The following is a 13,748-nucleotide window of genomic DNA, read 5'->3' as shown; positions in this document are numbered from 1 at the left end:
CCGGTCCGCCCCGGCCACCTGTCGTGGCCCGTCCGCTCGGACGCTCTCGGGAGTCGACGCGCGGCTGACAAGACCCGGGATCGCCATCAATTGAATGGTATCATCTTGCGAGCGCGTTCCGACGGGGGCCGTGCGAGGAGACGGATCACCCAGGGTCCGGCGGAACGCGCGGAGCAGCGTCGCAGAGCGAGGTGGTGAGCCTAATGCCTGGCACCTGGCCATGGCGGTCTCGTGGGTTCTGTCTCGACGTGCCAGCGGCCTTGATCGAGGGCGTACCGCGCGTGGCAAGGTGCGTCGGACGAGGCGCCTCAGAGAAGCGTGACCTTGCCGTTGCCGATGTCATAGAAGCCTCCGACGACCTTCACCTGCCCGCGGGCGACGCGGTCCGAGAGGATCGGCCCGGCCTGCTCGAGACGCCGGACGTTGTGCCGGACATTCTGGGCGATCGCCTCGGCAAGGGGATCCGGTGCCCGCGCTTTCTCGGCCAAGTCGACCGCCGGCCGGATCGCGTCGATCAGCATCGGCAGATGGCCCGGAAGCACGACGTTCGTTTTCATGACCTCGATCGTCGCCTTGACGGCACCGCAATCGGAATGGCCCAGCACGAGGATCAGCGGCGCGCCCAGCACCGCCACGCCGTATTCGAGGCTGGCGAGGCTGTCGGTGTTGACGAAATTGCCCGCGACCCGGACGACAAACAGGTCCCCGGGTCCCTGATCGAAGACGAAATCCGGTGCGACTCGGGCATCGGCGCAGCCGACCACGCAGGCGATCGGATGCTGTGCGGCGACCCTCGCCGCTCGGCCGGCGGAAAAGTCCCTGTACGACGGCGTATTCGCTGCGTAGCGCCCGTTGCCTTCCAGCAGGCGCGCGAGAGCCGCGTCGGGCGTCATGACGTTCGACCCCGAGACCTCCGCGGCCGCTCCGGGTGCCGGCGGCATGGCGAGCGCGCCGGCAGCGACGGCGGTCAGCAGGGTGCGGCGTGAGACATGAGATGCATGCTGATCACACACGGTCGCAATTCCCAGTCGAAAAAGTTCTAGATAATCATCTCAGGGTTGTACCACGCTGGTTTTCCGTCGCCAAGTCCGAACTCTGCGGGAAGTTCGGGACGTGACAGGGCTCACGGGTCAGCGCTGACCGACCGCTCCGATAGACGGCAGGGCAGGCAGGCTGGACGATCATGTTCGCGCGGGTTGATGGGCTCGGGTCGAGGCCCGTTCTCCGCGAGCTATGGGGATTTCCGGTGACGGAGGTGGTCAGGCGGCGCGGTGATCTGGGTTCGCTGCGACCTAGGTCCCGTCGCGGACGACGACGCCGGCCACGACCTTCGGCACCGGGTTCTCGCCCTCAGCCGAGCTGGACCACGTCCTGAACGACCGCGAGCAGCCGCGCGTCGCCGTGATCGTCAACGGCCTGAGCGCGGTGAACATCGACGCGGATCTGGTGCGAGGCGGCCATCCGGACCGCCCTTCGACGTCCGCCCGATCGACCCGGGGCCGGGGCGCCTTCGAGGCCGCCCCCTATCGCGGAAGGCCCGATCCGTTCCCGGTCCGGCAGCGGGGCGCCTGAACGGCGCCCCCGTCCGGTCTCCCGCGACGGAGCGACCGGACGGGTCGGCGATCAGGAATCGAGGCCGCCGTCCTCGTCGATGTCGACCAGGAACACGATGTCGGCATCCTCCTCGTCCTCGTCGTCCGCCTCGTCGTCGTTCGAGGCCTCGGCGTGGCGGGCATCCGGCTCGTAGGGCTCGTCCTCCTCGGAATCGTCCTCGGCGAGGGCGTCCTCGAAAATCTCGATCTCCTCCTCGGTGGCCGCTCGGACCTTGAGCGGGGAGGTGCCGTTCCACAGCACCTTGCCGTCGCTCTTCATGGTCTGGATGTCGTCCTTGAAGCCATCGCAAGTGAAGAGGTCGTTGGCGACCTCCTCGGAGCCGTTGATGACCGCGATGGCCACGCCATCGATCTCGAGTGTGAACATCGCGAATCCTTGTTGTCTGCAGCCTCGGGGCCGCCGTCCGTGTAGGGGCGAACGGGGCGGAGGCCAAGGCCCGGACGGGCGGGGGTTGGTTTGCGGCGGGTGGCCGGGCCTCAGGCCCCGCCGCTCGCCCGGGCGATGGCGCGCTTGACCACGCCCTGCACGTCGGGATTGGACAGGAACAGGTCGTGGTTGATGAGGCCGCCGCCGTAGTCGGAGGCGTCGGCCACGCGGACCCCGAGGGCTTCCAGGCGCTCGCGATCCGCCGCGCCGGCGCGCACGATGCCCCCCGCGATGGCCCCGGAGAGCTCGAGGGCGCGGTCGTTCGTCGACGAGATCACCGTGATCTTGTGCACGTCCGGCCCCATCCGCTCCACCGCGCTGGTGAAGAGGTCGATGTCGATGTCGGGGGCGGCCAGCACCACCGCGCCGATGCGGGCCATGGCGGCCTCGCCGGCCTCGGCCCGCAGCATGCGCAGGGTCTCCAGGGTCAGCAGCGTCCCCATGGAATGCGCGACGATGTTGATGCGCCCGCCCGAGGGGGAGTTCGCCAGCGCCTTCAGCAGGTCCTCGAAGCCGTCGCGCGACCACAGGGCGCTCTCGCGGTCGTAGCCGTAATCGAAGGTGGCGGCCGCCGAGGGCCAGGTGAACAGGGCCGAGGCGCCGCGGAAGCGGATGCCGTCGGAAAGCTTGGCCGCACTCAGGGCCGCCGACTGGAAGCTCTCGCGGTAGCCGTGGACGTAGATCAGCACGTCGCGCCCCAGCGCCGCCTGGGCGAAGGCGGCGGCCGCCCCCGCGCCGGTCTCGACCTGCGGCACCGCCGTCACCGCCCAGTCGCCCGTCACCACGGAGGAGACCTTGCCGATCAGCGAGCGGTCGGGCGCCGACAGCCGCACCTCGGCGAAGCTGAGGCCCCGGCCACGCTCGGAGGTGAAGTAGGGGCTCTTCGGCGGCGAGCCGACGGGTTTGCGCGTGGTGGCCACCAGCAGCACCGGGCTGACGTCGAGGGCCGACTGGCGCTCCGGCGCGCCGCCCCCCACCGCATCGGTGACGAGGCCGTCGGCGACGCAGCCGGCCAGCCCGGGCGTCAGGCCGGCCACCCCCGAGAGGGCGGCGAAGCGCAGCAGCGCGCGACGGGTGGGAGGCTGGGATCGGATCATGGGTCGGAGCTCGGGTCGGATCATGTCGTGCAAGGCGGCCCTGAACGTGGTGGCCCCGGGACGGGCGCAGCGCGTCAGTATCCTGTCGATCAGGATCGTGACCATGGCGGGGCGGAGGCGTGGCCGTGGCGATGTGGATTGCGGGCAGAGGCAGGGCTGTGGCCCCGGACCCACAGGGCGGCACGCCCCCGGTTCACGCCGGTTTGCGGGGGAAGCGCCCGCGCGCCGGGCCGCCCCCCTCGACGAAACCGGGCCGGACCGGCAAAGAAGACAACCATGGCCGCCTCCCCCGCACCCGCCCTCGACATCGATGCCCTGCGCGAGCGGCTGCTCGCCGGAGACCGCGCCGCCTTGGCGCGGGCGATCACGCTGGCCGAATCGAAGCGGCCCGATCATCGGGCGGCGGCGCGCGGCCTCATCGACGCGGTGCTGCCGCAGACCGGCACGGCGATCCGCGTCGGCATCACCGGCGTGCCCGGCGTCGGCAAGTCGACCACCATCGACGCGCTCGGCGCCAACCTGACGGCGGCCGGCCACAAGGTGGCGGTGCTGGCCGTCGACCCCTCCTCGACGCGCACCGGCGGCTCGATCCTCGGCGACAAGACCCGGATGGCGCGCCTCGCCCTCGACCCCAACGCCTTCATCCGGCCCTCCCCCTCCTCCGGCACCCTGGGGGGCGTCGCGGCCAAGACCCGCGAGACCATGCTGCTCTGCGAGGCGGCGGGCTTCGACGTCATCCTGGTGGAGACCGTCGGCGTCGGCCAATCCGAGACGGCGGTGGCGGACCTGACCGACTTCTTCCTCGTCCTGATGTTGCCGGGAGCCGGCGACGAGCTCCAGGGCATCAAGAAGGGCATCCTCGAACTCGCCGACATGATCGCGGTGAACAAGGCCGACGACGGCGAGGGCGAGCGCCGGGCCAGCGCAGCCGCCTCGGAATACCGCGCCGCCCTGCACATCCTCTCGGCGCCGAGTTCGACTTGGACGCCCCCGGTGGTCACGATCTCGGGCCTGAACAACAAGGGCCTCGACGGCCTGTGGGAGCGGATCGTCGACCATCGCAACAAGCTCACCGCCACGGGCGAGATCGCCGCGAAGCGCCGGGCCCAGGACGTGAAGTGGATGTGGGCCCTCGTGCACGAGCGCCTGCATCAGCGCCTCGTCGGCTCGGCCGAGGTGCGCCGCCGGACGGCGGAGGCCGAGGCTTCGGTGGGGCGCGGGGACGCCTCGCCCGCCGCCGGGGCGGAAGCCATCGCCACCTTGATCGGCCTCTGATCCGCATGACGGGACCGCTGCTGGTCACCGGCTTCGGTCCGTTTCCCGGCGTGCCGCGCAATCCGAGCGCGGCCCTGGCCCGGCGCATCGGTACCCTCGCGCGCCCGAAGCTGGGCGGCATTCCGGTGCGCGTGCTGATCCTGCGCACCACCTACGCGGCGATCCCCGACAGGCTGGCGCCGGCCCTGGCCGAAGCGCCGGCCGCGATCCTCATGCTCGGCGTCGCGACCCGCGCCAAGCGGGTCCGGGTGGAGATGCAGGGACGCAACCGCACGAGCCGCCTCTTTCCCGATGCCTCCGGCCGGACCGCGTCGCGCCTGACCCTGGAGCGGGATGGCCCGCCCGCGCGCCGCTCGCCCGCGGCGGCCTCCGCGCTCGCGACGCTGCGCGGGCACGGGATCGCGGCGGTCCCCTCGCGGGATGCGGGGCGCTACCTCTGCAACGCCAGCTATTTTCGCGCCTTACGCGAATCACCCCCGGCGCTGTTCGTGCACATCCCACTCCCGCCCCGGACGCAGCGGCCCGCGAAGGCACCCGTGCGGCCGCGGCGCGAGGCCCCCGGGGAGCGTCTCGCCCGGGCCTGCGCGGAGGTCGCGCGCCGCCTGGTGATCCGCGGCCGGGCGCGCGGCTGAGGGGCGGGCGACAGGGCCCTTTGCCGGCGCGGGAAGATTTTCACCCCCGGCATGGGTCTCCTTTGCGCCGTCGGGCGTTCTGTGAACGTCGGATGCGGGCGCCCCGACCCGGACGGGCGGTCCGCATCATCCACGTTCAGGAGAGAGACCATGGTCGATACGGATCGCATCGTCGGCGCCGCCAAGGAGTTCGGCGGTAAGGTTCAGGGCGCCGCGGGAGACCTCGCCGGTTCCTCGCGCACCTCGGCCGAGGGTCGCTACCGCGAGGCCGAGGGCCGCGCGCAGGACATCTACGGGCAGGCCAAGGACACCCTGCGTGACGTCGCCGACAACGTCTCGGAATACGCCGGCGACGCCTACGAGCGCGGCGGCACCTACCTGCGCGACGGCGGCCGGGTGGTGGGCCACCGCGTCGAGGAAAACCCGTTCATCGCCCTCGTGATTGCCGGCGCCGTCGGCTACGGCCTCGCCCTGCTGCTGCACGGGCGCCGCTGAGCCTCGGTCCATCGGTCGCCCCCGCCGCCGCGTTCGGCGGAAGGGGCGGCCTCGCGGAACCGCGCTACTGCGCGGTCCAGCCGCCATCCATGGCCATGTTGGCGCCGGTGATCTGGCTTGCCGCATCCGAGGTCAGGAACACGGCCAGGGCCGCCACCTGGTCGATGGTGACGAACTCCTTGGTCGGCTGCGCCTTGAGCAGCACCTCGTTGATGACCTCGTCCTCGGTCATCCCCCGCGCCTTCATGGTGTCGGGGATCTGGCTCTCGACGAGCGGCGTCCAGACATAGCCCGGCGAGATGCAGTTCACCGTAATGCCGTGCGTGGCGAGTTCGAGGGCCGCGGCCTTGGACAGGCCGACGAGGCCGTGCTTGGCCGCCACGTAGGCGGACTTGAAGGGCGAGGCGACCATGGAGTGCGCCGAGGCCGTGTTGATGATCCGGCCCCAGCCGCGCTGCTTCATGCCGGGGATCGCGGCGCGCATGGTGTAGAAGGCCGAGGACAGGTTCAGGCCGATGATCTGCTCCCACTTCTCCGGCGGGAAGTCCTCGATCGGCGAAACGTGCTGGACGCCGGCATTGTTCACGAGCACGTCCACGGAGCCGTAGGTCTCCTCCGCCAGTCGGATCAGCCCCGCGATCTCGCCGGGCTTGGTCAGGTCGGCGGGCGAATGGGCGGCCTTCACGCCGAACTCGGATTCGATCCCGGACCGCGCCGCCTCGATGTCCTCGGGCTTGCCGAAGCCGTTGAGGACGATGTTGGCGCCCTCCTTGGCGAAGGCGCGCGCGCAGGCCAGGCCGATGCCGCTGGTGGAGCCCGTGACGACGGCGGTCTTGGATTTCAGGATCATGGAAGTCTCCTAGGGGCACTCTTCGACGCGGGGGATCCTAGCGCGTCCGACAGGCGCGCGGTCGAACAAAGCCTGAGCGCGGGGTCCGGCACGACGCGCGACATCGGGTCGATCAGGCGAGATAATCGTGCAGCACCTGCCCGTAGGGCAATGTGAAGTCCACGACCATGTGCCGGCCGCCGACGATGCGGCGCACGGGCAGGTCGGCTACCCGGCAGTTCACGTGCGGAATCAGGTGAAGGCGAGCCTCCCCCTCCCAGGCGCCGTGGACGGTGATGTCCTCCAGGCGGTAGCCGACGAGCTGCGCGACCTTCGGGCCGCCGTCGACATCCGGGAGCAGCTTGAGGTTGACGTTGAGCTTGCCCAGGCCCTGCTTCACCGCGGCGAGATCGTGCTCCAGGCTCCGGTGCTTGTAGGTCATGGTGCCCATCGCGACCCGCTCGTCGTCGTAGTGCAGCGTCCCCGTGAGGGTGTCCTTGGTGAGCCTGAGGCGGGGCACGCCCCACTTCTTCGGGAAGCCCCAGATCTCGCGCCCGGCCGTGATCGGCGGCTCGTCGTCGAGGTACATCTGGATCGAGAAGTTGCAGGGCTCGCCGTCGAAGGTGGCGAGAGCGCCCGAGCCGCTCTCCTCGTAATCGCCGAACCCGGAGGAATCCGGCATCTTCATCCACTCGTAATAGACGCGATTGTCCGGATGCGGCTCCAGGGGCTCGGGCAGCGCCCGGCGCAGGGCGTCCGCATCGGTCTCGTAGGTCACGATCAGGTATTCGCGCCGGAGGAAGCGAAACGGCCCGCGCGGATAGCTCGGGCTGAAGGCGGGCATCGAGGGCGTCTCGAGGATCTCGTCGCGGGTCACGGGCTCGTCTCCCTGGGGGTGAAGGGCGTTCAGTCCTGCGCGTCGCGGGTCAGGTCGAGCACGCAGATTCCGCTCGCGTCGGGCCGGCGGTCGCGCCAGGCCGGCGCGCGCAGGGACCGGCGCAGGTCGCCGAGCCCCGCGGCCCAGTGCTCCAGCATGGTCGCGCGCGAGAACTCGTAATCCTTCGAATTCCCCTCGTAGGCCTTGCGACGATAGATCAGCTGCAGGATCGTCACGACGTTGTCGTGACTGATCCGTCGCAGAAACGCGGCATCGGGGTCGTCGCGCCATTCGGGCGGCAGCTTGCCCAGGAGGCTGCGCGTGGCGGCCTTGGCCTTGCGGATCTCCAGGCTCATGTCGGTGTTGAGCCGGGTCCGGCTGGAGAAGCGGATATCCTTCTCGCGCTCGGCCGCGTCGATCAGGGTCCGGGGCATCGCTCCGCGCGCGGAGAACAGGTCCACCTGGAACACCACGAGGTCGCGCCGGCGCTCCTCGTCGAGGACGTATTGCAGCGGCGTGTTCGAGACGATGCCGCCGTCCCAGTAGGGCTCGCCCGCGATGGTGACCGGCGGGAAGCCCGGGGGCAGGGCACCGGAGGCCATGATGTGCTCGGGCGTGATGCGGTCGCACCGGGTGTCGAAGTAGGCGAAGTTTCCGGTGCGTACGTTGACGGCACCGACGCTGAGGCGGGTCGCCCCCCCGTTGATCAGGTCGAAATCCACGAAGCGCTCGAGGGACGCCCGGAGCGGGGTCGTCTCGTAGTAGCTCAGCGCCTCCGGCGCGCCGGCCGGATAGAAGCTGGCGGGAGGAAAGCGAGGGTTGAAGAAGCCGGGCACCCCGAAGGCGGCGACCCAGCCGGCACTGGCCTCGTTGAAGGCCGCCCGCGCCCGCTCCCCGGGAAACCAGGGAACCCCGGTCACCCCCGAGGAGACCAGCTCCCAGAAGGCTCTCATCCGCTCCACGCGACGCTCCGGCGGGTTCCCGGCGATCAGCGCCGCGTTGATGGCTCCGATGGAGATGCCCGCGACCCAATCCACGGCGTGGCCCTGGGCGGCCAGCGCTTCGTAGATGCCGGCCTGGTAGGCGCCGAGCGCCCCGCCGCCCTGGAGCACGAGAACCTTCGTTTCGCCGCTGGGACATGCCGTCACGACCGGCCCTCTTCTATCCGGACCACACCCCGCCTCGGGGGATCCCGGGAGGCGTCCCGCCCACGGCCCGCCCAAACCCAATCCACGGTTGCCGTAAGCGTGCGGTACCACCATGACGCAAGGCCTGGGCGACCACCATCCCTCGGGTGGGACGAAGCGGCCCGGTTGTCAGGCCCTCGGCCTGCGCGCTCAGGCGCCCGGGTGCGGCGGCCGGCGGTGACGACCCGGCACGATTCGCATCCGAGCCTCTCGGCTCGACCGACGGACTCCCGGCCGAAACGCGCCGGCGGGACACGCGGTCGAGCCTCGCCCCGGTCCCGTGGACGGTTGACAGGCGCAGTTCCTTCGCCAACACCCCCCGCCCAGTCGCGGCTTTTCCCGCACGCCCTCCGCCGCAATCGTCCCTGACCCGGCCGCCCCGCGCGCGATGGCGACGAACAAGGATCCCTGACCCATGTCGGTGACGCGCTCCTATCTCGACTTCGAGAAGCCGGTGGCCGAGCTCGAATCCAAGCTGGAGGAGCTGAAGACCATGGCCGCCCGCGACGGCGCGGTCTCGATCAGCGAAGAGGTCGGGCGCCTGGAGGCCAAGGCCGCTGCCGCCCTCTCGGACATCTATGCCGGCCTGACGCCCTGGCAGAAGACCCAGGTCGCCCGCCACCCGCAGCGCCCCCACTTCATCGATTACTGCGCCGGCCTGATCTCGGATTTCAGCCCGCTCGCCGGGGACCGCGCCTTCGGCGAGGACCAGGCCATCGTCGGCGGCTTCGGACGCTTCCGCGGCCGTCCGGTCTGCGTGCTGGGCCAGGAGAAGGGCTCCACCACCGAGACCCGCCTGCGGCACAATTTCGGCATGGCCAAGCCCGAGGGTTACCGCAAGGCCGTACGCCTGATGGAGCTCGCCGACCGCTTCGGCCTGCCCGTGCTGGCCTTCGTCGACACCGCAGGCGCCTTTCCGGGCATCGAGGCGGAGGAGCGTGGACAGGCCGAGGCCATCGCCCGCTCGACGGAGGCCTGCCTCGCCCTCGGTGTGCCGAATGTCGCGGTGGTCATCGGCGAGGGCGGCTCGGGGGGCGCCATCGCGCTCGCCACTGCCAACCGGGTGCTCATGCTGGAGCACGCCATCTACGGCGTGATCTCGCCGGAAGGTGCGGCCTCGATCCTGTGGCGCGACCAGGGTCGCGCGGCGGACGCCGCCACCGCCATGAAGATCACCGCGCAGGACCTGCTGCGCCTCGGCATCATCGACGGCATCGTGCCCGAAGCGACCGGCGGGGCCCATCGCGGGCGCGACGCCGCGATCGCGGCGACGGGGGCCGCCATCGAGGCCGCCCTGGTGGAGTTCCAGGGCCTCGGCCCGGACGAGATCCGGGACCGGCGCGCGGCGAAGTTCCTGGAGATCGGTCGCAAGCTCTAAGAGTGCGACACTGCGCCGCGGATGCGAGCGGGAACCAAACCTCCCGATGCGTCCGTTGCGCCCGCCAAGGTTTCGCCACACCGACGCTTGGCGGATCGGCGGCGAAAAACCTGTGAAATCAATCCTCTTTCCGTCGGCACGCTCCGCGCGGCATCAAATGCGGCGAGATCGGGTCGACGGGCCGATGATGTCCGCAATCCACATCCCGCCCGGGCCACGACGGCGGTCTCCTTGCGGTAACAACCGGGTAAGTTTAACGACGCTAAGGGGTTGGGGAGTGGCATGCCACGGGCGCGAGCCCGGGGCTGCGTGACTGAGGATAGGTTCCCCATGGCTATGCGCCCGCTCGTGGCCGCCGGTTTCGCTCTGCTCGCCCTGTCGCTCGGCGCCTGCCAGGACGGTTCGATGGGCGGTGGCGTTCCGCTGCGGGCCCTGGCCCCGGTGCCGCCGAAGACCCTCGCGCTGATGGCCCAGAAGGGCATGTCGCAGAGCGATCCCATCCTGATCCGCGCCTACAAGCGGGAAGCGGAGATGGAGGTGTGGAAGCGCGGCACCAACGGCCAGTACGCCCTCCTCAAGACCTTCCCGATCTGCCGCTGGTCGGGCCAGCTCGGCCCGAAGACCAAGCAGGGCGACCGCCAGGCGCCCGAGGGCTTCTACACCGTGACGCCGGGCCAGATGAACCCGAACTCGTCCTACTACCTCTCGTTCGACACCGGCTATCCGAACGCCTACGACCGGGCGAACGGGCGCACCGGCAACTACATCATGGTGCACGGCACCTGCTCGTCGTCGGGCTGCTTTGCCATGACCGACGAGTCGATGGGCGAGATCTACGCCCTGGCGCGGGATTCCTTCGCGGGCGGCCAGCGCGCGTTCCAGTTCCAATCGTACCCGTTCCGGATGACGGCGGCCAACATCGCCAAGTTCCGCAACGACCCCAACGCGCCGTTCTGGAAGAACCTCAAGGAAGGCTCGGACTACTTCGAGGCCCTGCGCGACGAGCCGCGGGTCGGCCTGTGCGGAACGAAGTACGTCTTCGGCGGCGCCGACGCGGCGGCCGGCTCCTGCACGCCGCGGGTCGAGCCCCAGGTGGCGGAGAAGCGCGAGCGCGACAATCGCGAGATCGCCGATCTGATCGCCAAGGGCACGCCCGCCACCCGCCTCGTCTACGACGACGGCAGCCAGAACCCGGTGTTCCGCGGTCAGCAGACGCCCGCCAACACCCTGACCTTCGCGAGCCTGGGCAAGGCGCCCCCCGAGCCCGAACTGCCCTACGACCCGAAGGACTATGCCCAGCACAAGCTCGGCGACGTCAGCCGTCCCGAGAGCCTGGCCGCCGGCGAGCGCGAGATCGAGGTCGACGCCAAGGGCCGTCCGGTGATGATGGCCGCGGCCGCCCCGATCCCCACCAAGGCGGCCGCCGCGAACCTCGCCCGGAAGGGCACCGCCCCGGCGGCCAAGCCCGAGCCCGTGGTGGCCGAGCCGGCCAAGCCCGCCCGCGTGATGGTGGCCGACGCCGAGGGCGATCCGGCCGCCTACAAGAAGCTCTTCGGCAACGTGTTCAGCAACGGCGCGCCCGCGACACCGGCCACCGACGCCGCCACCGTCCCGGCCGTGGCCGCGGCGGTGCCGGAGCCCATCGCCGCCAAACCTGCGCCCAAGCACGCCCCCGCGAAGGCGGCACACGCCGCGCCCGCCCCGGCCAAGGGCGGCAAGCCGGACGAGGAGAAGGCGGCGAAGCCGGTCCACAGGACCGCATCGGCCGCCGCGACCGCCTCGCCGAAGACCACCGGCTCCACCACGCCCAAGAGCTCCCCTACGCCCAAGGATTGAGGCGAGGAACCGAGGCGGGCCGGGCCGTCCCGCCTCAGCGCGTGCCAAGGAGCATGGCGCCGAAGCCGAGGAAGATCCCGCCGGTGATCCGGTCGAAGGCCCGCCGGAGCGCCGGGCGGGTCAGGGATGCGGCGAGCCGGCGGCCGCCGAGGGCGTAGACCCCGTACCAGAACAGCTCCGCCCCCGCGAAGGTGACGATCAGGATCGCGAATTGCGGGGCCTGCGGCCGTGCCGGCTCGACGAATTGCGGCAGGAAGGCGCTGGCGAACAGGAGGAGCTTGGGATTGCTCAGGCCGATCAGCAGCCCGTCGCGGTAGAGACGCCCCAGCCCGACCGGCGCAGGGCTCCCCGTGTGCCCGGGGACGTCCAGCGCCCCGTCCCGCCCGCGCCAGGCCCGGATGCCGAGCCCCACGAGATAGGCGACGCCGGCATAGCGCAGGCCATCGAACAGGACCGGCGACGCCAGGAGGACGGCGCTCAGTCCCGCCGCGGAGGCCACCAGCACGAGGACCACGGCGCTCAGGCACCCGGCCATGGCGGCGAGGCTGCGACGCAGGCCGACGCGGACGCTGCGCGCCAGGATGTGCAGCATGTTCGGCCCCGGCGTGCCGGACAGGAGGAAGACGGCGCCGAAGAACAGCCACCAGGTCTGGAAGGTCACGGCCGGGCTCCCGGATCGAACGCGCACGCCCTGGTGCGCTCCGGCAGCCTCTTAGCAGACCGCGTCCGGGGCCGCGCCCGGCCGGGAGGCGGGGCAGCCCGGCACGCAACGAAAAAGGGCCCCGCGAGGGACCCTTCTCCAGATCAGTCAGATCGGTCGACCGATCACATCCGGCGCATCATGCGACGGTGCATCATCCGGCGCTCCATGTGACGGCGCATCATGCGGCGCTCCATGCGACGGTGCATCATGCGACGCTCCATCCGGCGCTCCATGCGCATCTGCACGGTGGACACGGTCTCGGGGGCGGTCACGCCCAGCGGGGCACCCGGTGCGGCCGAGGCGGAGGTGGCGAGGCTGGCACCGCCGAGCGAGGCGAGCACGGCGAAGGCAAGGGTCAGTTTCCTCACGTGAAGACTCCCATTCTCATTTGTCCGAGCGCGGCACCCGGTTTGTTCTCTCGCACCCGAGGCCGAGAAACTCGTGTCGCGCACCGGAGTGAGCGGCAGGCCCCGTTCCGGCCCGCCGCTGACAACACCTGAGTCAGAGATTCGTTTCCTCGAAAGCCCGCACCCACTCAGCACAAATTCCGGAGCGGACGATATCGTCGAGGGTAAATTCTACCACCGGGATCGGCATCATCCGACTCTTGATCAGGTGAATCACCGTGCGCAGGCCAGACGTCTCGCGTAAGTCCGTCTGGGACACGTCGCCGTTGATGATCACCTGGCAATCGTCACCGATGCGGGTGAGGAACATCTTGATCTCGGCGGTGGTGGTATTCTGAGCCTCGTCGAGGATCACGAGGCAGTTCTTGAAGGTGCGCCCACGCATGACCTCGAAGGGCACCACCTCGATGTCGCCGGTCTTCACCGCGATCTCGAAGGCGGCCTCGCCCATGCGCTCCTTCATGGTCTCCGTAAGGGGAGCGACCCAGGGGGCGATCTTCTCTTCCAGCGTTCCGGGAAAGAAGCCGAGGGAGCGGCCGGAGGGCACGTTCGGCCGGGTGATGATCACCTTGGCGATGCGGCGCTGGCGGAGCTGGTCGGCGGCGCGGGTCCCGGCGATGAAGGTCTTGCCGGTGCCGGCGGGGCCGAGGACGATCACCTGCTTGTGAAGGGCAAGGGCGTCGAGGTACTGCGCCTGCCGGTCGGTGAGGGGCTGGATCGGACTTAGGTTGCGTTCTTCGTCGAAGCGGGTCTTGTGCAGCCGGACCGGACGGTCCTCAACGAGTTCAAGTCGTGCGCGGCGTCTCTTCATCGATCAACACTCCAACCGGACTTGCCAACCTGGATTTAATCTGAGCCTGACTTGCTGAACTTGCTTCGCATCACTTTCGATTGATCCCGTTTCGGCGATCCTTTCGACTTCGCCCGCTTCACAGCCAATCCGGAGACCGCCCTCAAGTTCCGGACGGGTCCCTCAAGGCTGTGGATTCCCG

At 70.2% G+C, this 13,748-nt stretch carries 14 protein-coding genes; 5 read left to right on the top strand and 9 right to left on the bottom strand.

Translation table 11 applies throughout. The annotated features are described in order from the left end of the window. Positions 1-308: 308 nt before the first annotated feature. From ASG63_RS03190 to ASG63_RS03180, 3 genes are all read right to left on the bottom strand, one after another. Positions 309-1,013: a carbonic anhydrase gene (locus ASG63_RS03190; RefSeq protein ID WP_056212014.1), complete on the bottom strand. Its 705-nt coding sequence runs from the start codon at positions 1,011-1,013 to the stop codon at positions 309-311. A 610-nt stretch (positions 1,014-1,623) separates the two neighbouring features. After that, entirely contained in the window at positions 1,624-1,980 is a 357-nt protein-coding gene (locus tag ASG63_RS03185) for a hypothetical protein (RefSeq protein ID WP_056212012.1), read from the bottom strand. A 110-nt stretch (positions 1,981-2,090) separates the two neighbouring features. Then, positions 2,091-3,137, bottom strand: a complete 1,047-nt coding sequence (locus ASG63_RS03180) for an alpha/beta hydrolase (RefSeq protein WP_056212010.1) — start codon at positions 3,135-3,137, stop codon at positions 2,091-2,093. Positions 3,138-3,413: 276 nt separating this feature from the next. Between ASG63_RS03180 and meaB the strand changes: the two genes are divergently transcribed. The 3 genes from meaB (at position 3,414) to ASG63_RS03165 (ending at position 5,539) form a co-directional block, all read left to right on the top strand. After that, a complete protein-coding gene (meaB, locus tag ASG63_RS03175; RefSeq protein WP_056212008.1) occupies positions 3,414-4,412 on the top strand; it encodes a methylmalonyl Co-A mutase-associated GTPase MeaB in 999 nt (332 codons plus the stop codon). A 5-nt stretch (positions 4,413-4,417) separates the two neighbouring features. After that, the gene (locus ASG63_RS03170) at positions 4,418-5,044 is read left to right on the top strand and encodes a pyroglutamyl-peptidase I family protein (RefSeq protein WP_056212006.1); all 627 of its coding nucleotides are present in this window, start codon (positions 4,418-4,420) and stop codon (positions 5,042-5,044) included. Positions 5,045-5,194: 150 nt separating this feature from the next. Beyond that, entirely contained in the window at positions 5,195-5,539 is a 345-nt protein-coding gene (locus ASG63_RS03165; protein WP_056212004.1) for a CsbD family protein, read from the top strand. Between the two features lie 64 nt (positions 5,540-5,603). Here the strand turns inward: ASG63_RS03165 and ASG63_RS03160 are convergent, their stop codons facing one another. From ASG63_RS03160 to ASG63_RS03150, 3 genes are all read right to left on the bottom strand, one after another. Beyond that, the gene (locus tag ASG63_RS03160) at positions 5,604-6,389 is read right to left on the bottom strand and encodes a 3-hydroxybutyrate dehydrogenase (RefSeq protein ID WP_056212002.1); all 786 of its coding nucleotides are present in this window, start codon (positions 6,387-6,389) and stop codon (positions 5,604-5,606) included. A gap of 112 nt (positions 6,390-6,501) precedes the next feature. Then, positions 6,502-7,245 (bottom strand): acetoacetate decarboxylase, encoded by a 744-nt coding sequence (locus tag ASG63_RS03155; RefSeq protein WP_056212000.1) that lies wholly within the window; start codon positions 7,243-7,245, stop codon positions 6,502-6,504. A 29-nt stretch (positions 7,246-7,274) separates the two neighbouring features. Next, a complete protein-coding gene (locus tag ASG63_RS03150; RefSeq protein ID WP_056211998.1) occupies positions 7,275-8,393 on the bottom strand; it encodes a patatin-like phospholipase family protein in 1,119 nt (372 codons plus the stop codon). A gap of 454 nt (positions 8,394-8,847) precedes the next feature. On the opposite strand from ASG63_RS03150, the gene ASG63_RS03145 reads away from it, so the two are divergent. Together ASG63_RS03145 and ASG63_RS03140 are read left to right on the top strand one after the other, a co-directional pair. Next, entirely contained in the window at positions 8,848-9,810 is a 963-nt protein-coding gene (locus tag ASG63_RS03145) for an acetyl-CoA carboxylase carboxyltransferase subunit alpha (RefSeq protein ID WP_056211996.1), read from the top strand. 330 nt (positions 9,811-10,140) lie between these two features. Next, positions 10,141-11,646, top strand: a complete 1,506-nt coding sequence (locus tag ASG63_RS03140) for a L,D-transpeptidase family protein (RefSeq protein WP_082559156.1) — start codon at positions 10,141-10,143, stop codon at positions 11,644-11,646. Positions 11,647-11,680: 34 nt separating this feature from the next. On the opposite strand, the gene ASG63_RS03135 is transcribed toward ASG63_RS03140, so the two are convergent. From ASG63_RS03135 to ASG63_RS03125, 3 genes are all read right to left on the bottom strand, one after another. Continuing rightward, a complete protein-coding gene (locus ASG63_RS03135; RefSeq protein ID WP_056211994.1) occupies positions 11,681-12,307 on the bottom strand; it encodes a LysE family translocator in 627 nt (208 codons plus the stop codon). A 164-nt stretch (positions 12,308-12,471) separates the two neighbouring features. Beyond that, positions 12,472-12,717 (bottom strand): hypothetical protein, encoded by a 246-nt coding sequence (locus tag ASG63_RS03130; RefSeq protein ID WP_056211991.1) that lies wholly within the window; start codon positions 12,715-12,717, stop codon positions 12,472-12,474. Positions 12,718-12,850: 133 nt separating this feature from the next. Next, positions 12,851-13,567 carry a PhoH family protein gene (locus ASG63_RS03125; RefSeq protein ID WP_055945921.1) on the bottom strand — a complete coding sequence of 239 codons (717 nt, stop codon included), beginning with the start codon at positions 13,565-13,567 and terminating at the stop codon, positions 12,851-12,853. Positions 13,568-13,748: the final 181 nt, after the last annotated feature.

Origin of the sequence: Methylobacterium sp. Leaf94, assembly GCF_001426045.1 — a bacterium.
Classification (GTDB): domain Bacteria; phylum Pseudomonadota; class Alphaproteobacteria; order Rhizobiales; family Beijerinckiaceae; genus Methylobacterium.
The sequence above is the reverse complement of the archived record's forward strand: the minus strand, read 5'-3'. Positions and strand labels throughout refer to the sequence as shown.

Bases quoted from the DNA above. Each gene is read 5' to 3' on its own strand.
- ASG63_RS03185 (WP_056212012.1), bottom strand. From the start codon at position 1,980: ATGTTCACACTCGAGATCGATGGCGTGGCCATCGCGGTCATCAACGGC.
- ASG63_RS03180 (WP_056212010.1), bottom strand. From the start codon at position 3,137: ATGATCCGATCCCAGCCTCCCACCCGTCGCGCGCTGCTGCGCTTCGCC.
- meaB (WP_056212008.1), top strand. From the start codon at position 3,414: ATGGCCGCCTCCCCCGCACCCGCCCTCGACATCGATGCCCTGCGCGAG.
- ASG63_RS03170 (WP_056212006.1), top strand. From the start codon at position 4,418: ATGACGGGACCGCTGCTGGTCACCGGCTTCGGTCCGTTTCCCGGCGTG.
- ASG63_RS03165 (WP_056212004.1), top strand. From the start codon at position 5,195: ATGGTCGATACGGATCGCATCGTCGGCGCCGCCAAGGAGTTCGGCGGT.
- ASG63_RS03160 (WP_056212002.1), bottom strand. From the start codon at position 6,389: ATGATCCTGAAATCCAAGACCGCCGTCGTCACGGGCTCCACCAGCGGC.
- ASG63_RS03145 (WP_056211996.1), top strand. From the start codon at position 8,848: ATGTCGGTGACGCGCTCCTATCTCGACTTCGAGAAGCCGGTGGCCGAG.
- ASG63_RS03140 (WP_082559156.1), top strand. From the start codon at position 10,141: ATGGCTATGCGCCCGCTCGTGGCCGCCGGTTTCGCTCTGCTCGCCCTG.
- ASG63_RS03125 (WP_055945921.1), bottom strand. From the start codon at position 13,567: ATGAAGAGACGCCGCGCACGACTTGAACTCGTTGAGGACCGTCCGGTC.